General features: G+C 44.8%; 23 protein-coding genes. 8 read left to right on the top strand and 15 right to left on the bottom strand.

Going from position 1 to position 19,054, the window contains the following annotated elements; translation table 11 throughout:
* Window positions 1-5: 5 nt before the first annotated feature.
* The 13 genes from rplN to FTV18_RS01105 form a co-directional block, all read right to left on the bottom strand.
* On the bottom strand, window positions 6-374 hold the full coding sequence (rplN, locus tag FTV18_RS01165) for a 50S ribosomal protein L14 (RefSeq protein ID WP_001982634.1): 369 nt from the start codon (window positions 372-374) through the stop codon (window positions 6-8).
* Window positions 375-465: 91 nt separating this feature from the next.
* A complete protein-coding gene (gene rpsQ / locus FTV18_RS01160; protein WP_004786913.1) occupies window positions 466-723 on the bottom strand; it encodes a 30S ribosomal protein S17 in 258 nt (85 codons plus the stop codon).
* Entirely contained in the window at window positions 720-917 is a 198-nt protein-coding gene (gene rpmC, locus FTV18_RS01155) for a 50S ribosomal protein L29 (protein WP_004786915.1), read from the bottom strand. Before rpmC ends, rpsQ begins: the two co-directional genes overlap by 4 nt.
* Window positions 917-1,330, bottom strand: a complete 414-nt coding sequence (gene rplP, locus FTV18_RS01150; protein ID WP_004786917.1) for a 50S ribosomal protein L16 — start codon at window positions 1,328-1,330, stop codon at window positions 917-919. Before rplP ends, rpmC begins: the two co-directional genes overlap by 1 nt.
* A 3-nt stretch (window positions 1,331-1,333) precedes the next feature.
* Entirely contained in the window at window positions 1,334-2,086 is a 753-nt protein-coding gene (rpsC, locus tag FTV18_RS01145; RefSeq protein WP_004786918.1) for a 30S ribosomal protein S3, read from the bottom strand.
* A 1-nt stretch (window position 2,087) separates the two neighbouring features.
* Complete coding sequence (gene rplV / locus FTV18_RS01140) at window positions 2,088-2,417, bottom strand: 50S ribosomal protein L22 (protein ID WP_001982638.1); 330 nt, start codon at window positions 2,415-2,417, stop codon at window positions 2,088-2,090.
* A gap of 11 nt (window positions 2,418-2,428) precedes the next feature.
* A complete protein-coding gene (gene rpsS, locus FTV18_RS01135; protein ID WP_004673001.1) occupies window positions 2,429-2,704 on the bottom strand; it encodes a 30S ribosomal protein S19 in 276 nt (91 codons plus the stop codon).
* Window positions 2,705-2,723: 19 nt separating this feature from the next.
* Window positions 2,724-3,548 (bottom strand): 50S ribosomal protein L2, encoded by an 825-nt coding sequence (gene rplB / locus FTV18_RS01130; RefSeq protein ID WP_005233738.1) that lies wholly within the window; start codon window positions 3,546-3,548, stop codon window positions 2,724-2,726.
* An 11-nt stretch (window positions 3,549-3,559) separates the two neighbouring features.
* Window positions 3,560-3,880: a 50S ribosomal protein L23 gene (gene rplW / locus FTV18_RS01125; RefSeq protein WP_004786923.1), complete on the bottom strand. Its 321-nt coding sequence runs from the start codon at window positions 3,878-3,880 to the stop codon at window positions 3,560-3,562.
* Window positions 3,877-4,479 (bottom strand): 50S ribosomal protein L4, encoded by a 603-nt coding sequence (gene rplD, locus FTV18_RS01120; RefSeq protein WP_004786925.1) that lies wholly within the window; start codon window positions 4,477-4,479, stop codon window positions 3,877-3,879. Before rplD ends, rplW begins: the two co-directional genes overlap by 4 nt.
* An 11-nt stretch (window positions 4,480-4,490) precedes the next feature.
* Window positions 4,491-5,129 carry a 50S ribosomal protein L3 gene (gene rplC, locus FTV18_RS01115; protein WP_005233737.1) on the bottom strand — a complete coding sequence of 213 codons (639 nt, stop codon included), beginning with the start codon at window positions 5,127-5,129 and terminating at the stop codon, window positions 4,491-4,493.
* A 60-nt stretch (window positions 5,130-5,189) separates the two neighbouring features.
* Complete coding sequence (gene rpsJ, locus FTV18_RS01110; RefSeq protein ID WP_000070912.1) at window positions 5,190-5,501, bottom strand: 30S ribosomal protein S10; 312 nt, start codon at window positions 5,499-5,501, stop codon at window positions 5,190-5,192.
* 274 nt (window positions 5,502-5,775) lie between these two features.
* Entirely contained in the window at window positions 5,776-6,510 is a 735-nt protein-coding gene (locus tag FTV18_RS01105; RefSeq protein ID WP_180016538.1) for a type 1 glutamine amidotransferase, read from the bottom strand.
* A gap of 162 nt (window positions 6,511-6,672) precedes the next feature.
* Here FTV18_RS01105 and FTV18_RS01100 point away from each other — a divergent pair, with 162 nt between their 5' ends.
* The 7 genes from FTV18_RS01100 (at window position 6,673) to FTV18_RS01070 (ending at window position 13,924) form a co-directional block, all read left to right on the top strand.
* Window positions 6,673-7,875, top strand: a complete 1,203-nt coding sequence (locus FTV18_RS01100; protein WP_180016539.1) for a PLP-dependent transferase — start codon at window positions 6,673-6,675, stop codon at window positions 7,873-7,875.
* An 18-nt stretch (window positions 7,876-7,893) separates the two neighbouring features.
* The gene (locus FTV18_RS01095; protein ID WP_180016540.1) at window positions 7,894-9,444 is read left to right on the top strand and encodes a helicase HerA-like domain-containing protein; all 1,551 of its coding nucleotides are present in this window, start codon (window positions 7,894-7,896) and stop codon (window positions 9,442-9,444) included.
* Window positions 9,445-9,596: 152 nt separating this feature from the next.
* Entirely contained in the window at window positions 9,597-10,805 is a 1,209-nt protein-coding gene (gene hmpA, locus FTV18_RS01090; protein WP_180016541.1) for an NO-inducible flavohemoprotein, read from the top strand.
* An 88-nt stretch (window positions 10,806-10,893) separates the two neighbouring features.
* A complete protein-coding gene (locus FTV18_RS01085; protein ID WP_180016542.1) occupies window positions 10,894-11,334 on the top strand; it encodes an Rrf2 family transcriptional regulator in 441 nt (146 codons plus the stop codon).
* Between the two features lie 93 nt (window positions 11,335-11,427).
* Window positions 11,428-12,345: a ribosome biogenesis GTP-binding protein YihA/YsxC gene (yihA, locus tag FTV18_RS01080; RefSeq protein WP_180016543.1), complete on the top strand. Its 918-nt coding sequence runs from the start codon at window positions 11,428-11,430 to the stop codon at window positions 12,343-12,345.
* Between the two features lie 102 nt (window positions 12,346-12,447).
* Entirely contained in the window at window positions 12,448-13,392 is a 945-nt protein-coding gene (locus tag FTV18_RS01075) for a metal-dependent hydrolase (protein ID WP_180016544.1), read from the top strand.
* Window positions 13,393-13,489: 97 nt separating this feature from the next.
* On the top strand, window positions 13,490-13,924 hold the full coding sequence (locus FTV18_RS01070; RefSeq protein ID WP_180016545.1) for a VOC family protein: 435 nt from the start codon (window positions 13,490-13,492) through the stop codon (window positions 13,922-13,924).
* Here FTV18_RS01070 and FTV18_RS01065 read toward each other — a convergent pair.
* Together FTV18_RS01065 and FTV18_RS01060 are read right to left on the bottom strand one after the other, a co-directional pair.
* Window positions 13,921-15,159, bottom strand: a complete 1,239-nt coding sequence (locus FTV18_RS01065) for a dicarboxylate/amino acid:cation symporter (protein ID WP_166135534.1) — start codon at window positions 15,157-15,159, stop codon at window positions 13,921-13,923. The genes FTV18_RS01070 and FTV18_RS01065 overlap by 4 nt on opposite strands.
* A gap of 143 nt (window positions 15,160-15,302) precedes the next feature.
* Window positions 15,303-16,175 (bottom strand): acyl-CoA thioesterase II, encoded by an 873-nt coding sequence (locus tag FTV18_RS01060; RefSeq protein WP_166135531.1) that lies wholly within the window; start codon window positions 16,173-16,175, stop codon window positions 15,303-15,305.
* Between the two features lie 282 nt (window positions 16,176-16,457).
* On the opposite strand from FTV18_RS01060, the gene plsB reads away from it, so the two are divergent.
* Window positions 16,458-19,025 carry a glycerol-3-phosphate 1-O-acyltransferase PlsB gene (plsB, locus tag FTV18_RS01055; RefSeq protein ID WP_166135528.1) on the top strand — a complete coding sequence of 856 codons (2,568 nt, stop codon included), beginning with the start codon at window positions 16,458-16,460 and terminating at the stop codon, window positions 19,023-19,025.
* The last annotated feature ends 29 nt before the right edge of the window (window positions 19,026-19,054 follow it).

Genomic DNA, 19,054 nt, shown 5'->3' with positions numbered 1-19,054 from the left:
GCCTCTTATAGAACTTCAGGAGCCAATGAAATAATTTTCATGAACTGTTCAGTACGAAGTTCACGAGTCACTGGTCCGAAAATACGAGTTGCAATCGGCGCTTTGTTGTTGTTCAAAATAACAGCAGCGTTATCGTCGAAACGAATCACTGAACCGTCTGGACGACGGATACCGAATTTTGTACGTACAACTACTGCATTCATCACGTCACCTTTTTTAACACGTGCGCGTGGAATTGCTTCTTTTACAGTAACTTTAATAATGTCGCCAACAGAAGCATAACGACGATGTGAACCACCAAGTACTTTAATACATTGTACGCGGCGAGCACCACTGTTGTCTGCTACGTCGAGCATAGTTTCGGTCTGAATCATTGCCCTACTCCAAAACCGAGCATCACCGGTCACAATTTCGAAAGGCTCAAAGAGTACTCGAAATTGACCGATGATGCAACAAGAACGTTAATTACTCAGCAGCTGCTTCAACAACTTCAACTAAAGTCCATGACTTAGTTTTAGACATTGGGCGGCTTTCTTTAATGGTTACAACGTCGCCAACTTTAGCTGTGTTGTTCTCATCATGAGCATGTAATTTTGTTGAACGGCGGATTGATTTGCCATACAACGGGTGTTGAACACGGCGTTCGATAAGAACAACGATAGATTTTTCCATCTTGTCGCTTACTACTTTGCCTGTTAACGTGCGGACTGTATTTTCACTCATTGTCCGTTCCCCTGTTTTTCGGTAAGGAGGGTCTTGATACGAGCAATAGTCTTGCGAGTCAATTGCACTTCGTGCGATTTACCCAATTGACCAGTTGCTTTCGCCATACGAAGACGGAATTGGTTTAGCTGTTGCTCATCAAGCAAAGCTGTCAACTCTTCTACCGACTTTTCACGTAGATCTTTAGTTTTCATTACATTACCGTCCGAGTCACGATAGTGGTTTTAAACGGAAGTTTAGCAGCAGCAAGCGTGAACGCTTCGCGAGCTAGGTCTTCGTTAACACCATCAATTTCGTACAAGACTTTACCTGGTTTGATTTGGCAAACCCAGTATTCCACAGAACCTTTACCTTTACCCATACGCACTTCAAGTGGTTTAGAAGTAATTGGCTTGTCCGGGAATACACGGATAAAGATTTTACCACCACGTTTAATACGACGGCTAATTGTACGACGCGCTGCTTCAATTTGACGTGCAGTCATTTGACCACGTTCGATTGATTTAAGTGCGATAGTACCAAAAGATACTGAGCTACCGCGGTGAGCTAGACCAGTGTTACGGCCTTTTTGCACCTTACGGAATTTAGTACGTTTAGGTTGCAACATGGATTATTCTCCTTTTTCAGCAGAACGATCATTGCGACGACCACGACGCTCTTGACCTTCACCACGACCGCGACCGCGTTTAGCTGGACGTTCTTCAGCTGGAGCTGGGTTCATGACTTGTTTCATGCCACCCAAGATCTCGCCACGGAAGATCCAAACTTTAACACCAATCGTACCGTAAGTAGTCTCAGCACGCATAGTCGCGTAGTCGATATCTGCACGAAGAGTATGTAGAGGTACACGACCTTCACGATACCATTCAGTACGAGCAATCTCAGCACCACCTAAACGGCCTGAAACTTCTACTTTGATACCTTTCGCACCAGCACGCATAGTGTTTTGAACCGCACGCTTCATAGCACGACGGAACATTACACGTTTTTCCAATTGAGAAGCGATAGCTTCAGCAACTAGACGCGCGTCTAAGTCTGGACGATCAATTTCGTTGATACTTACTTGCGCAGGAACACCCATAATAGATGTTAATTCGCGTTGTAATTTCTCAATGTCTTCGCCTTTTTTACCGATTACGATACCAGGACGAGCAGTGCTAATAGTTACTTTAGCAGCGCCTGTTGGACGTTCGATAAGAATATTGCTGATCATTGCATTCTTAAGTTTTTTAGTTAAAAACTCACGAACTTGCAAATCTTTAAGCAAGTATTCAGCGTATTGTTTCGGACTCGCATACCAGTTAGCGTTATGACGTTTCACAACACCTAGGCGGATACCGATTGGATGAACCTTCTGACCCATATCAAACCCCTACCTTAACGGTGATGTGACAAGTACGCTTAGTAATACGATCTGCACGGCCTTTAGCACGTGGCATAATACGTTTCAGGCTCATGCCTTCATCAACGTAGATCGTAGAAACTTTAAGGTCGTCTACATCTAAACTGTTATTATGTTCAGCGTTTGCAATTGCAGATTCCAACGCTTTCTTAACCAATACTGCAGCTTTTTTGTTGCTGAAGTTTAAGATGTTAAGAGCGTGCGCAACAGATTTGCCGCGGATAAGATCTGCAACCAAACGAGCTTTTTGTGCCGAGATAGCGGCACCGCGTAATTTAGCAGTTACTTCCATCATAGCACCTATTAACGTTTAGATTTCTTGTCAACACCGTGACCACGGTAGGTACGAGTCGGTGCAAATTCACCAAGCTTGTGTCCAACCATATGTTCAGAGATGATCACTGGAACATGGTTACGGCCATTGTGTACAGAAATTGTTAAACCAACAAAATCCGGGAGGATCATCGAACGACGCGACCAAGTTTTGATCGGCTTACGGTTATTAGCCGCGATAGCCGCTTCAACCTTAGCGAACAAGTGCGCATCGACGAATGGGCCTTTTTTCAGAGAACGAGGCATTGTCAGATTCCTTTACTTGTTACTTAACGCGACGGTCGCGAATAATCATCTTAGTCGTACGCTTGTTGGTACGTGTTTTGTACCCTTTAGCTTTTTGACCCCATGGGCTTACAGGTTGAATACCTTTGTTACGCCCTTCACCACCACCGTGTGGGTGATCAACTGGGTTCATCGCCATACCACGAACGGTAGGACGAACACCACGCCAGCGTGATGCACCAGCTTTACCTAGTGAGCGAAGGTTGCTTTCTGAGTTAGATACTTCACCTAACACAGCGCGGCATTCAACATGAATTTTACGCATCTCGCCTGAACGAAGACGAACGATAGCGTAAGAACCGTCACGACCCAACAACTGAACAGAAGTACCAGCTGAACGAGCTAACTGCGCGCCTTTACCGATTTTAAGTTCGATGTTGTGAAGAGTAGAACCGATAGGCATGTTGCGAAGTGGCAAGCAGTTACCTGGACGGATTGGAGCATCGTTACCAGATTGAACTGAATCACCAGCGCGTAAACCTTTAGGCGCGATGATGTAGCGACGTTCACCGTCAGCATACTTCAACAACGCAATGTGCGCAGTACGGTTTGGATCGTATTCAATACGCTCAACTACAGCTGGGATGCCATCTTTATTACGTTTGAAGTCGATTAAACGGTAGTGTTGTTTGTGACCGCCACCAACGTGACGAGTCGTAATGTGACCGTTGTTATTACGGCCGCCAGTACGTTTTTTAGCTTCAACTAGTGGAGCATAAGGCGCGCCTTTGTGAAGGTGATCATGAACCACTTTCTCTACAAAGCGACGTCCTGGAGACGTTGGCTTACATTTTTGAATAGGCATAGTTTTCGTCCTTATTCCGCTGCGCTTTCAGCGGCATCGCCCAAGTCAGCCATTTCAACATCTTGGCCAGCTTTCAGGGTGACGTATGCTTTTTTAACATCAGAACGACGTCCTAATGTTTTACCAAAGCGTTTAGTTTTACCTTTAGTGATCGTAGTGTTAACTTTAACAACTTCTACACCAAACAATTGTTCAACTGCTTTTTTGATTTCAAGCTTGTTTGCATCAAGTGCAACTTTGAATACTTGAACACCAGCAGTTTCACCTAAAACTTGTGCTTTTTCTGAGAAAACAGGTCCTTGCAGGACTTGATATAAACGTTCGTTGTTCATCCGAGTTCTACCTCAATTTTCTTAGCAGCAGCTACAGACATAACAACTTTATCGAACGCGATCAAGCTAACAGGATCGATTGCAGTCGCATCAACCACATCAACGTGTGGAAGGTTACGAGCAGCTAGATACAAGTTCTCATCAACAGCATCAGTAACGATCAATGCACGAGTAGCATTCAAGTCGTTAAGTTTTGCAAGCAATTCTTTAGTTTTTGGAGCTGCAACAGCAAACTCTTCAACTAGAACTAAGCGATCTTGACGAACAAGTTCAGCCAGGATGCATTGCATAGCACCGCGGTACATTTTACGGTTTACTTTTTGAGACCAGTCTTGTGGACGAGCAGCAAAAGTTTTACCACCGCCAACCCAGATTGGGCTACGAATAGAACCAGCACGAGCGCGGCCAGTACCTTTTTGACGGAATGGTTTTTTACCACCGCCAGAAACGTCTGCACGTGATTTCTGAGCTTTAGAACCTTGACGACCACCAGCTAAGTAAGCTGTAACAACTTGGTGTACAAGAGCTTCATTAAATTCACGACCGAACGCAACTTCTGATAATTCAACAGCAGAGCCGGAAACAGTATTTAAATTCACGTTATTTCCCCTCAGGCCTTGATCGTAGGACGAACAGTTACGTCGCCACCAGTAGCGCCAGGAATCGCACCTTTAACTACTAGAACTGAACGTTCTGCGTCGATAGATACAATTTCAAGACCCTGTACAGTTACGCGTTCAGCACCTAAATGGCCAGCCATTTTTTTGCCTTTGAACACGCGACCAGGAGTCTGGTTTTGACCTGTAGAACCTAGAACACGGTGAGAAACAGAGTTACCGTGAGTAGCGTCTTGAGTACGGAAGTTCCAACGCTTAACACCACCTTGGAAACCTTTACCTTTAGACTGACCAGTTACGTCAACAATTTGACCCACTGTGAACAGATCTACACCGATAGTAGCGCCAACTTCACGACCTTCAAGCTCAGCTTCTGAAACGCGGAATTCTTGAACCAGACGACCAGCAGCAACACCAGCTTTCGCGAAGTGACCTTTCTGAGCGTTAGTTACGCGAGATTCGCGACGTTCACCAGTAGTGATTTGAATCGCTTGATAACCATCAGTTTCAAGCGTTTTGATTTGAGTGATGCGGTTAGGATCAACCTCAATCACTGTAACAGGCACAGAAACACCAGCATCTGTAAAGATACGTGTCATACCGCACTTGCGACCGACTAAACCAATAGCCATGTGCATAAACCTCTAAAAAAGCGGCCTAATTAACTTAGAGCGTTAATTAACCCGAAAGCCTTAACCCAATGCGATCTGAACATCAACACCAGCTGCAAGATCTAACTTCATCAATGCATCTACAGTTTTGTCTGTAGGTTGAACGATGTCGATCAAACGTTTGTAAGTGCGGATCTCGTATTGGTCACGCGCATCTTTGTTAACGTGTGGTGATGTTAAAACGTTAAAACGTTCAATGCGTGTAGGCATTGGAATTGGACCACAAACTTGTGCGCCAGTACGTTTTGCTGTTTCTACGATTTCTTGAGCTGATTGATCAATAAGACGGTGATCAAAAGACTTAAGACGGATACGAATTCTCTGGTTAGACATACCAGTTAACTCCAAGCCAAATATATAAAGAATCACTCTTGACGCATCTCACCCCACTATTTTAAGGCAAGTGTCAAGAGCAGTGAAATATCACTAAGGTCGTGATCGATGCCACGACTGTAACGATAGTTAACTACTTTCTTCGCAGTTAACCCCCTTCCTCTCGAAGGGTCGCTTATTATAGCCATTATTTATTGCATAAGCAAATCCCTTTTACGGTTTTTCTTGCTGTATTTCAATTTATTCGGGAAATCAATTGTTTATTTTTTACTCACTAGGCTGTTTTTTCCAAAACATACTGAATAGCTTGATTTAGTATTTGATTTCCTTGGATAAAATTATTTTTGGTTGTTCTTTTCAGTTGTTGTATGTCCTGTACATATTTTCCAGAAAATTGTGAAATTTCTTCTTCATTTTCCAAAAACAGCTTTAAAGTTTCCGGGGTGATTTCCGGATGAAACTGGAACCCCAATACATTCTTGCCGAGTTGATACATCTGATTACGACAGGCTTCATTTTCTGCCAGATGAATTGCCCCTTTAGGCAGTTCAAAGGTTTCACTATGCCACTGCATAATTTCAAACTGTTCAGGTAAATTAAAACAATCCTCGGGTACATGCGCGACTTTGCGTACCGTGGTCCAGCCTAACTCCTGCTCCTGGTTACGGCTGACGGCCGCACCCAAGGCATTGGCAATCAGCTGCCCACCTAAACATAGGCCAATCGCCGGTTTGCCTTGAGAAAGATAACGGCGTAACCAGCGTTTTTCGATCTTGAGCCATGGATAATTTGCCTCATCATTGACACTCATGGTGCCTCCCATGATGATCAGTAAATCAACTTCATCGACTGATGGCAAAGCTTCAATATCCAGTGGACGATCGACGGGTAAAGCAAAGAATTCAGTCGCAGTAATTTGCGCCTGATGCTGCTTTAAAAAATCAATACAACTACCAAAACCCTCGCCAGCAATATGCTGAAAATAATGTACTTTTAACTGCGACTTCATGCGCCTAAACCTTTTGTTGTAGCTCTCTGATTTTAGGTTTTGCAAAAATGAAGCCAACTTTTTAGCAATGTCAATTTTTTCAACATTTCACAACATAACTGGCAGCAATAATGAGATTCTCTTAAGCTAAAGCAATATTTGATTACATTTAAGAGCATTCACGTGAAAAAAAATCCTCAAACAGCGCTGATTCATGCACCACGAAAGGCCCCGCAATATATTTCCAGTATTCAACCTCCCCTGTTTCGTGCATCCACCATCATCTTTAACAATACTGATGCCCTATTTAATCGCCACTGGACTGATGACTATGACTATAGCTATGGCACGCATGGTACACCGACGACATTTACCTTAGGCGATAGCATTGCCCAGATCGAAGGTGGTCAATATTGTTTGCTGGCACCGAGTGGTTTATCCGCGATTAATCTCGTGAATTCTTGTTTTTTAAGCCAGGGCGATGAAGTGTGGGTTGCAGATAATATCTATAGTCCAAACATGGAACATCTACGCAATCTAGAAACCCGCTATGGTATTCAGGTCAAAGTCTATAATGCGATAGATGCGGATACTTTTCAGCCCTCGGAAAAAGCCAAACTACTTTGGCTTGAAGCGGCGGGTTCCGTGACTTTAGAATTTCCCGATTTAAGTCGCTTGGTCAAGAAAGCTCAAGCTAACAACATTCTCACTGCGCTTGATAATACCTGGGGTGCAGGTCTTGCCTTTAATGCTTTTGATTTTGGCAATGAACACTTAAGTGTCGATATGACCGTGCATGCCCTGACTAAATATCCAAGTGGTGGCGGTGATATCCTGATGGGTTCAGTGGTTACGCGCAATAAAGAACTGCACCACAAGTTGTTCCGTGCGCATGCCATTCAGGGTATTTCAGTATCAGGTGATGATGTCGCTCAGGTACAACGAAGTTTGGCATCGATGCAACTCCGATATGAACATCAATCACAAAGCTGCTTAACTTTATTAGACTGGCTCAAACAGCAACCAGAATTTGTTCAGGTCTTACATCCGGCTGATACTGACAATGCTGGCCATAAAAACTGGAAAGAAATTTGCAAGCAAGGACACAGTGCCGGAGTGGTCAGCGTAATTTTTGACAATAACTACAAGTTGCAAGATATTCGCAATTTCTGTGACAGCTTAAAACTGTTTAAGCTTGGCTTTAGCTGGGGTGGTCCTGTCAGTCTGGTCATGCTATATAACTTAAAAGAAATGCGTGTGCTTGAACATTCACATTTGAAGGAGGGTTTTCTGGTTCGTTTCTGTATTGGTCTGGAACATCCCGAAGATCTGATTGAAGATATTCAGCATGCACTACAAGAAATGAAAAAACTTAAAAATGAATAAATAACAACAGGAAAATTTATGGGTATACCAATCATTATTGCAAAAAAAACCAGTGATACTACGCAAGATATTGTACTGCACTCACAGCTTGCCAACCGTCACGGACTGATTGCCGGCGCGACCGGAACCGGCAAAACGGTAACCTTGAAAGTTTTGGCAGAAAACTTTTCTCGCATTGGTGTACCCGTGTTCCTTGCCGATGCCAAAGGCGATGTTTCCAGCCTGGCCAAGCCAGGCGAAAGTAATCCTAAGTTTGATGAACGTATTAAAAGTCTGAATATTGATTCGATTCCTTTTGAAGCTTCGCCGGTCGTATTCTGGGATCTGTTTGGTGAACAAGGCCATCCGGTCCGTACTACGATTTCTGAAATTGGGCCACTCTTGCTTGCCCGCATCCTGAACCTGAATGACACGCAAGAAGGCGTTCTCTCGGCAGTCTTCCGAATTGCCGACGATCAGGGCTTGTTACTGATCGATTTTAAAGACCTGAAAGCCATGCTCAGCTATGTCAGCGAACATGCTGCAGACTTTAAAGCGGAATATGGCAATCTCTCCCCCGCCAGCCTCGGTGCGATTCAACGCAATTTATTGGCACTTGCAGATCAAGGCGGGGATAAATTCTTTGGCGAGCCAGCACTCGACCTGATGGATTTCCTGCAAACGGATAGCCAAGGCCGCGGCAATATCAATTTGCTGGCTGTCGACAAGCTGATGAATACACCGAAGTTGTACGCCACTTTCCTGCTATGGATGCTGTCAGAGTTATTTGAACAGTTACCAGAAGTGGGTGATCTGGACAAACCGAAACTGGTGTTCTTCTTTGATGAAGCCCACCTACTCTTTGATAATGCCAGCCCCGCCCTGCAGGAAAAGATTGAACAGGTGGTGCGTCTGATCCGCTCCAAAGGTGTGGGGATTTATTTTGTCACCCAGAATCCACTGGATTTACCTGAAAGCGTATTAGGACAACTCGGCAACCGTATTCAGCATGCTTTACGCGCTTTCACACCTAAAGACCAGAAGGCAGTCAAAACGGCGGCGGATACCTTCCGTGCCAATCCAGAATTTAAAGTACAGGAAGCGATTACTGAACTTGCTGTAGGTGAAGCGCTGATTAGCTGTCTGGATGAAAAAGGGACTCCACAGATGGTTGAACGTGGCTGGATCATGCCACCACATTCTTCTTTTAGCCCGATTACACCAGAAGAACGTAAAGCACTGATGCAGCAAAGCATTGTCGCTGGTATTTATGAGCAGGAAGTTGACCGTGACAGTGCGCATGAGATGCTGCAGCAAAAAGTACTGGAACTTCAGCAGCAGGCTCAAGCTGCGGAACTTGCCAAGCAACAGGCCAAAGAACAGGAAGCTCTGGCTAAACAGCAAGCCAAGGAACAGGAACGTTTGGCACGTGAACAGCAAAAAGAAGCTGAGCGTGCAGCCAAGCAACGTGAAAAACTTACTCAGGATATTGTGGGTACCTTTGCCAAAAGTGCAGCACGTAGTCTTGGTGGTAGTACCGGACAGAAAATTGTGCGTGGTCTATTAGGTTCCCTCTTCGGGCGCAAATAACCTTCCTTTCTCCGATCGAAAACATCATTTTTATGGGATATTTTTATATCCCATAATTTTTTTATGGTTTTATGCTTTTACTATATTGTAAAAGCATTTTATAAGATGTATTCTAAATACATCTTATAAATAACAGCCATGAGAGATCAGCTATGACTCCACAGCAAATTGACCTTGTAAAAGCCACTGTTCCTGTACTTCGTGAAAATGGGGTTGCCCTGACCGGTTATTTCTATAACCGCATGCTAGGCAATAATCCTGATTTGAAAGAAACCTTTAACATGGGACATCAACGCAGTGGAGCTCAAGCACAAGCCTTGGCAGGTGCGGTTCTGGCTTATGCTGAAAATATCGAAGATCCATCTGTGCTGTTACCCGTGGTTGAGCTGATCGCACATAAACACGTGAGCTTAAACATTAAGGCACCGGATTACGGTATTGTTGGGGAAAACCTGTTGCATTCGATCAGTGAAGTGCTGAACATTTCGATGGATGATCCATTGATTGATGCTTGGGCTGCAGCGTACGGTCAACTGGCGGATCTGTTCATTGCAACTGAAAAAGTGATTTACGACCAGCATGAACAGACTAAAGGCAGCTGGTTAGGCTGGCGCAACTTCAAGATTGCCAAGAAAGTCGTGGAAAGTGACGAAATCACTTCTTTCTACCTGGCTCCAGTCGACGGCGGTCCATTACCAAAATATGAAGCCGGCCAATACATTTCAGTACGTGTATTTGTACCTGAGCTGAACCTGAGACAGCCACGCCAATACACCCTGTCAACTTGCCCACAAGCGGATTACCTGCGTATTTCCGTGAAACGTGAAGATCAGAAAGGCGACATGGTTCCAGGCTGGGTATCGAATACTTTACATAGCCTTCCAGAAGGTTCAGAAATTGAAGTCTCTGCACCAACAGGTAACTTCTACCTGATCGATCCGAACAAACGTAATGTGTTTATCAGTGGCGGTGTAGGCCTGACTCCAATGGTGGCCATGCTAAACCAGCTGGTGACTCTGGACATGCCACAACCTGTGACTTTCATCCATGCCTGCCGTAGCAAACAGGTTCATGCGATGAAACAGCATATTCATGACCTGAAAGCCAAATATCCACGTTTAAGCACAATGACTGCTTATGAATTCCCGCACCCAAGCGATAAACTGGGCGAGGATTATGATGTTGCCGGTCGACTGGACTTAAGCACTGTAGATAGCGCATTATTACCAGCCAATGCAGACTACTATCTCTGTGGCCCAATGCCATTTATGGCTGAACAGCAAAAGGCGCTTGTCGCTCGCGGAATCCCTGCTGAGAACATTCATAGCGAAGCCTTTGGCACAGGTGGTGTACGCCACTAACTGCTTCTTCAGCTTAAAATAAAAACAGAGGGTTAGTCTGGTATGCTAGACTAACCCTAATTTTTTCATCAAAAACATCAGTATTATCATGCAACTGAATAAATTTACTGACTATGCGCTGCGCATACTGATGTATGTTGCACAACCCCGTGATCTGCCTTATACGATTGCCGAGTTGGCGGAGCGCTTACAGATTTCACAGAACCATGCCATGAAAATTGTCTACTTTATGGCGAAACAGGACTGGCTGATTACCTCTCGCGGTAAAGGCGGTGGAATCCGTCTTAATCCGGCTGCCCTGAAAGTTCAGCTAGGACAGATTGTGCGTATTCTGCAACGTGACAACCAGATTGTGGAATGTAATGATCCACCCTGTGTATTACGTACCAATTGCGGATTAAAAGGCATTCTGGATCAGGCTGTGGAGCAGTTCTACACCAGTCTGGATCAATATATTCTGGGTGATGTCGTTGAACCGACCAAGGAACATTTTAGTATCCAGTCACCAATTAGCCTGATCAATCTCTAATACCCTTATTCTATTGGGCAATTCTAAAGTTCGCTTGCCCGCCCGACTTCCTTTATAATAGCTTCTTGTATAATTAGTCATTGAAGTTGAGCCATGCATCACAGCAGAGGAAAGTCGAAAAACAGTAAGGCATCAAATGCCCCAAAGCAAAAGATCAGCTATGAAAAAAAGGTCGATCCAGCCATTACTGAATATTCGGTACAAGCCCTCAACTGGTTACGCAAAGCTGAGTTCCTGATGAGTGCACCCAAGCTCAGCTTGTGTGTAGAAGATACCGGTTATGAGGTGGCTTTTGCTGGCCGTTCCAATGCGGGTAAATCGAGTGCCATCAATGCCCTGACCAATCAGAAACAGTTGGCCCGTGCGTCCAAAAAACCAGGCCGTACCCAGATGATCAACTTCTTTAGCCTTGGCAATCCGGATCAGCGTCTGGTCGATTTACCGGGTTATGGCTATGCAGCGGTCCCAGAAGCCATGAAAATTGTCTGGCAGAAAGAACTGGAAAACTATCTGATTCACCGCAAGAGCCTGCAAGGTCTGGTGTTGCTGATGGATATCCGTCATCCGCTACAACACTTTGATGTGATGATGCTGGAATGGGCGTATTCACGTAAATTATTCGTACATGTGCTGCTGACCAAAGCCGACAAGCTGAACCGTGGCCCTGCTTCGAAAGCGCTACAAGAAGTGAAAGCCAAACTGAAAAAGATGAAGCTGGATTTCTCGATTCAACTGTTTTCTTCTCTAAACAAGCAAGGTCTGGAAGAACTGGCCAGTGTGATGGGCGGGCGTTTGAACTTCACTTTGAATCAAGCACCTGAATTTGATCTGGACAGCATTCCTGAAGCTTCAATGCATGATTTAAACGAAGCTGATGAACCAATTGAATTATTAGAAGATGAAGATGAGACCAACAGCGCTCATGAAGTCAGTGCCAGTGAACTGAATGATCTGGACGCGCCTGTGGAAGCCGATCCAACAAAGATTGTCGAACAGGATCCACAAAAATAAGCCGAATGTGTTTCATCGGATAAAAGAATGTCCCGTATTGCCTGCCGCAATTCGGGATATTTTTTTCATACTGTCTTGATCAAGCAGTGATGGATTCACACCATGTCTTTACTTTCGCGCTTCAAAACAACAAGAATTGGCTCTTCCATTTCCTATTTTATCCAGCCTCGCAAAGTCAGCTTTGAATGGCAAGACACTCCAGTCGACTGGATTCCTGATCAGCCCTTTGCCAGTTACTTCGTCAATGAAATTAATAATATTCTGCCCGCGGGTGAACTCTGGTTCTGCCGTTTATATAACAAAGTCCTCCCCCAGATCACTGACGAAAAATTAAAGCATGATGTACAGGCGTTTATCCGTCAGGAAGCCATGCATGCCCAGGCACATAATTCAGCCAATAAAGAATATTTATCTGAACGTCAGATTGATATCCAGCGCAATCTGGACATCATGCATTTCCTATTTAACAAGCTGCTCGCCGATCAGCCATTCGGTCTCAAAATTCCTAAAATCTTAGAACACCAATGGGATCTGTTTCGTCTCGGTATCATTGCGACAGTAGAACATATGACCTGTGTCCTGGGTAAATACGCACTCTACAATACTGAATGGGAACGTCTGGGTGCTGATCCGAATATGCTGGATCTGGTGAAATGGCATGGTGCTGAAGAAATTGAACATCGTAGTGTGGCTTTTGATTTATATCGTCACCTAGGTGGCGGCTATATTGCCCGTTATTATCTAAGTGTGGTGGTCATTATTGGTGTAATTGGCCTTTGGGTGGATGGTGCTGCACATCTGTTATCGCAGGATTCACGTTTCAAGCAGTATAAGCCAGCCGTATATAAACCCTGGATCTGGAAAGAATGGTTGCGTATTTCCCAGTCAGATAACCGCCTTCTGCCTAACCCGCTGTGGTTAGTATCCCAACAGCTCGGTTATTTAATGCCTTGGTATGATCCGGTGCATGAAGGCAGTACCGATGATGCGCTGCATTATCTCAACCATTCACAGGCAGCCAAACGCGCTACTCTCAAAGTCGCTTAAGCTTGCCTGTTATTACAATTTCTAACAGCAGGGATCGCTTCCCTGCTTTTTATTTGTCCTAAGATAGAAATATAACAATCATAATCAGGAGGGACTTATGCAAGCACGGATTTCTGTGATTACCCTCGGTGTGCTCGATCTGGAAGCTTCACTACGCTTTTACCGTGATGGACTGGGTTTTCCCAGTGAAGGAATTATGGGTGAAGAGTTTGAATATGGCGCGGTGGCTTTTATTCAATTACAACCTGGTCTTAAGCTTGCCTTATGGCCACAGCGTAATATCCAGCAAGATACCGGTCTGGAGCCAAGCCCAATCTGTCCGACGCAAATGACTCTGGGGCATAATGTCTATAGTCCCTTAGAAGTCGACCAGGCAATGGCACAGGCTGAACGTGCCGGCGCTAAAATTATTAAACCTGCACACACGACTTTTTATGGCGGATATGCAGGTTATTTTCAGGATCCCAATGGTCATCTCTGGGAAATTGTCTGGAATCCGGACTTAGATAAAGCTGAATTAGACAAAGATTAAACCGGCACTTCAGGCTCGCGGGTATGTCGATCTACCACCACACTAATCATCATATCGCCCTGCACGTTTACTACTGTACGTACGGTATCCAGCAGACGGTCAATCGGAAGTAGAATCGCAATCGCTTCAGCAGGTAAACCCACTGATTGCAGTACCATGATCATGGTGACCATGCCGGCGCTTGGAATGCCCGGTGCACCTAGGGACGCAATCATTGCCGTGGCACAAACCACCAGCTGCTGACCTAAGGTTAAATCCAGCCCCATCAGATTGGCAATAAACAAAGCTGCTGCAGCTTCATAAAGTGCCGTTCCATCCATATTCAGCTGCGTGCCAAGAGGAATCACAAAACCGGCTGTTTGCGGACGTACGCCCAGGTTCTCCTGCGCGCATTTTAAAGAAATCGGCATGGTTGCCGAACTGGAGCTGGTGGCAAAGGCAGTAATTAATGCACTACGGGTGCCTTTAAAAAAGGTCAGCGGATTCATTTTTCCGAAGATCCATAGCAATAACGGCAACACCACTATTCCGTGGAAAATTGTAGTGCCTGTCACCACTGCCGCAAACTCGGCCAGACGGCTCAGCACTGAAATATCTTCAGTGGCAATTAACTTGGCGAGTAATGCAAAAATCCCAATCGGTGCCAGTTTCATGATCCAGCCAATCATCAACATCATGATGTCAAAAAACTGGTGACTCAGCTTACGCACAGTACGGAAGCTGTCTCCACCTGCGACCAGCGCCACACCGATAAACAGAGCAAAAATCACAACGGCCAAAACATTGCCATCAGCAAAGGCCTTAAAGGGATTGATCAGGGTATTCTGAATAAAATTAGTAAAGAAAGACGACGGCGTTAAAGTATCAGGAATCTGATGCTGAGCCATAGCATCCTGAAACATCACCACATCCACACCTCTCCCCACATTAAATAGATGCGCACAGGTTAGCCCTAAAATCAGTGCCAATGAGGTGGTGGTCACACAGCACAGCAAAGTAATTTTCCAGGTTCGACTCAGCTGCCCCCCCGCCTGCAGATTAGAGACCCCAACCACAATTGAGGTAAAAATCAGGGGAATCAAAATCATTTTCAGCAGGCCAATAAAAAGGCTGCTGGCAATTCCAATCCCGTACAGGCCGACATCAAAAAATGTGCTTTGCGGAAATAAAGTCAGTAAAAATCCAAACAGTACCCCCAATACGGCGGCAATTAAAATCTGCGTATTTAAGCTCATTTTACATGCATTTTTAATATTGATCTTAAAGGCACTATGCCATGCAAGTACTGGAGAATCGAGTAATTTTTTATAAAGAGCCGTGCTTAAAAATGTATAAAGCCGGATCTGAGATCCGGCTTTATTTAAATTAAAAGTATGCTTTATTGAGTTTCAATTTCACGTAAACGGATCAGGCCTTCTTGTGTGGTACTGCAGACCAGCTCACCATTTTGCCACATGCGGCCAAAGTTCAGACCACGTGAACTGGCACTTTGAGTAGCATCCATGTCGTATAACATCCATTCATCTACCCGGAATGGTTTATGGAAATACATGGCATGATCAATACTGGCACATTGCAAGCTTGGAGACAGATAACTTAAACCATGCGGACGCAGCGCTGTGGTCATTAGGGTAAAGTCCGAATAGAAAGCAGCAATCGCCTGATGCAAGGAAATTTCATCCACTTCTGTAGCGATCTTTCCATGAGTACGGATATAGTGCGCATAATTTGGCGCTTCCGGTTGCGGCTGGAATGGATTCACTGGCATTACAGGGCGAATTTCGACATGACGGTCACGCATGAAAGACGCACGCACATTTTCCGGAATAAATTCAATAATCTGCCGGGTGAGCTCTGCTTCATTTTTCAGGCTTTCTGCTGGTGGATACTCAGGTTCTGAAATCTGATAGTTCAGACCTTCTTCCTGATGCGCAAAGGAAACCATACACATGAAAATGGTACGGCCATGCTGAATGGCGCGAACCTGACGGCTGACGAAACTTTTACCATCACGGATACGGTCCACTTCATAAATGATCGGTGCATTGACATCGCCACCAAACAGGAAATAGGCATGCAGTGAATGCGCAGGACGATCTGTGGTATAAGAGGCAGCACGTAGGGCCTGTCCCAGAACCTGCCCACCAAATACGCGCTTGCCTACCAGATTACGGCTAATTCCCCGGAAAATATTTTCTTCTAACTTTTCTAAACTGAGCAGCTCGACCAGTTCCTGTGTTAAGGCATTCATAAGCAACCTGTGTGATATTGGCAAGATCCAGAAGTGTAGAAATAAATCTATACAATTTATTCTGAATATTCTGCCATAAAATCCAAGCAATCTTCTAAAGATTGATTGACTGTTCTGTCAACTGATCTTGCAACTTACTAGGAAAAACATCTGCTTTCGCGCTAAAATTGAACCACTTCGATTGAATTTGTCAGAAAATGACATATTGTTTGTTTTTATAATCAATCAAAATAAATTCCCTCAGAAATTCTGTAGTTTTGGTCAGTAAAATTAGGAGTAACTATGTCCAAGAGTGGCTTTGGTCAAATGTATCGCAAGCTTTCAAGTAAGCTACTTGATCTTGTGGTCACCCCGCATGTTCTTGGGGAAGTACCAAGTGAAGTGACAACTCCTACTGCTGACCAGACTCCGGCAGCACAGCAGAAAATCGTCTGCTATATCTTGCAGAATCATTCACGCAGTAATGCATTGGTAGTTGATGCAGAAACTCGCCGTTTAAATATGCCACCTGCGCTCGATCCTCTACAGATTGGTGACAGCAAGGAAAAGGCTTCGGTTCTGTTCCTGCAGCATCATGATGAGAATAATCTGCTTAGCTCACCACCACATGCTTTTCCTCCACGCCTGTTACGCCTGATTGAAGTCCTAGAAAAAAATCCCGAACTGGATGTGGAACTGGTACCGGTGACTGTACTTTGGGGTCGTGATCCTGAAAAAGAAGATTCTTGGTTCAAGCTTTTATTTACCGATACCTGGTCTACGCCAAGCCGGGTCAAACAGCTGGTCAATATCGGTCTGCATGGTCGCCAGTCTTATCTGGAGTTTCATGAGCCACAATCTTTGCGCGCCCTCATGGAATTTGCCAAAGAAACTTATCCAAATTCAGCGCCAGCGACCTATATTGTCAGCCGTCTGAATGACTATTTGGATGCACAGCGTGAAGTGATCCTCGGCCCTGACCTGTCAGACCGCCGTAATGTGATGCATGGCCTGATTAAATCTCCGGATGTACAGGCGGCTATTCGTAATGAAAGCATCCGCAGCAAAATCAGTATGCTGGAAGCAGAACGTCGTGCGATTGGCTATCTGAATGAAATTGTATCGGACTACTCTCACTCTACCGTACGTTTCGCCGATAAAGCCCTGACCCGTTTATGGACCCAGCTCTATGACGGCGTGGAAGTACATAATTTCAGTACCGTGCGTGAACTGGCCAAAGATTATGAAATTGTCTATACGCCTTGTCACCGCAGTCATATCGACTATTTATTATTGTCTTATGTGATTTATCGTCGTGGTCTGATGGTGCCTTATATTGCGGCAGGCGATAACCTGAACATGCCATTTGTGGGTCAGATCTTACGGGGTGGTGGTGCTTTCTTTATCCGTCGTACCTTCCGCGGTAATGCACTCTATACCACCGTATTTAAAGAATATCTGTATAGCGTGCTGTCGCGTAATACTCCACTGGAATACTTTATCGAAGGTGGCCGTTCACGTACTGGTCGTCTGCTGCCACCAAAAACCGGCATGCTGGCGATGACCGTACATGGTCATTTACGTGGCAAAGCTAAGCCAATTGTCTTTGTTCCGACTTATATCGGCTATGAACGCCTGATGGAAGGTGGTACTTATGTCGGTGAGATGAATGGCAAGCCGAAAGAAGCAGAATCTATTTTTGGCATCCTGAAAACCTTGCGCAAAATTGAACGTATTTTTGGCAAGGTCCATCTGAACTTCGGTGAACCGGTATTTCTGGATGACATCCTGAAACAGCATGGTGCAGAACATATCAAAATTGAAAAGAATGATGATCCGATTCCGCAGCCAGTATCCGACGCAGTCAACAGTTCTGCCCAAGCCATTCTGGAAAATATCAACCGTGCAGTCGTGGTGAATCCGGTTTCACTGCTGTCACTTATTTTATTGGCAACACCGAAACATACGCTGGACGAAGAAATCTGTATCAAGCAGCTGGATACCTACCGTAATCTGCTGGTGGCTTTACCTTATGATGAGCGTATGCAAATTACCTCACTTTCAGGTAAAGAGATTATTGCCTATGCAATGAAGCTCAAGCTGATTAAACGGGTGAAACACGTTCTGGGCGATATCATTGCCATTGAAGATAATCAGGCCGTATTGCTGACTTATTTCCGTAATAACATCGTGCATAGCTTTGTATTGCCGTCCCTGATTGCGGCACTGGTAGAACACAATGGCATGATTCGCCGTGAAGATGCGATCAACGCTAGCAGTACACTCTATCCATTCCTGAAAGCTGAGCTATTCCTGAAATGGAAAGAAGATGAAATTCAGCAACATGTTGATGCTTATATCGATGCTTTACTTGCAACCAATCTGATCAGTGCAGATGGTGAAAATCTGGTAGCGCCAGCACCGAATACTGAAGCGCATCACCAGCTTGAAGTTCTGGCTGCTCCAGTAACCCAAAGTCTGGAACGTTACTATATGACACTGGCTTTGATCACCCAGCGTGGCCCAGGCAATATTTCAACCCGTCAGGTGGAAGAACTGAGTCATCTGGTGGGGCAACGTCTTTCTGTACTGTATGAATTCAACTCACCAGAATTCTTTGACAAAGCCTTATTCCAAAGCTTTATTAAGGTTCTGACGCAAAAAGGCTATATTTGTACCAACGAAGACAATGCCATTGTCTATGATGAGCAGCTGACCAATGTTGCGCAGTATGCAGATCTGGTACTGGATGAAGTGAAGCTGCAAATGCTGCATCACATCACCTCCTTTACCGATGAAGAGTTGAAAGAAGCACTAGATGCGGTTGCGGCTGAACAAGCCAAGAAACGTGCGAAACGCAAGAAAAAGTAAAGTTTACTTAAAGAAAAAGAGAGGTTTTG

Source organism: Acinetobacter sp. YH12241 (assembly GCF_013417535.1).
Lineage (GTDB): Bacteria > Pseudomonadota > Gammaproteobacteria > Pseudomonadales > Moraxellaceae > Acinetobacter.
This window is presented reverse-complemented; position numbering and strand designations above follow the sequence as displayed.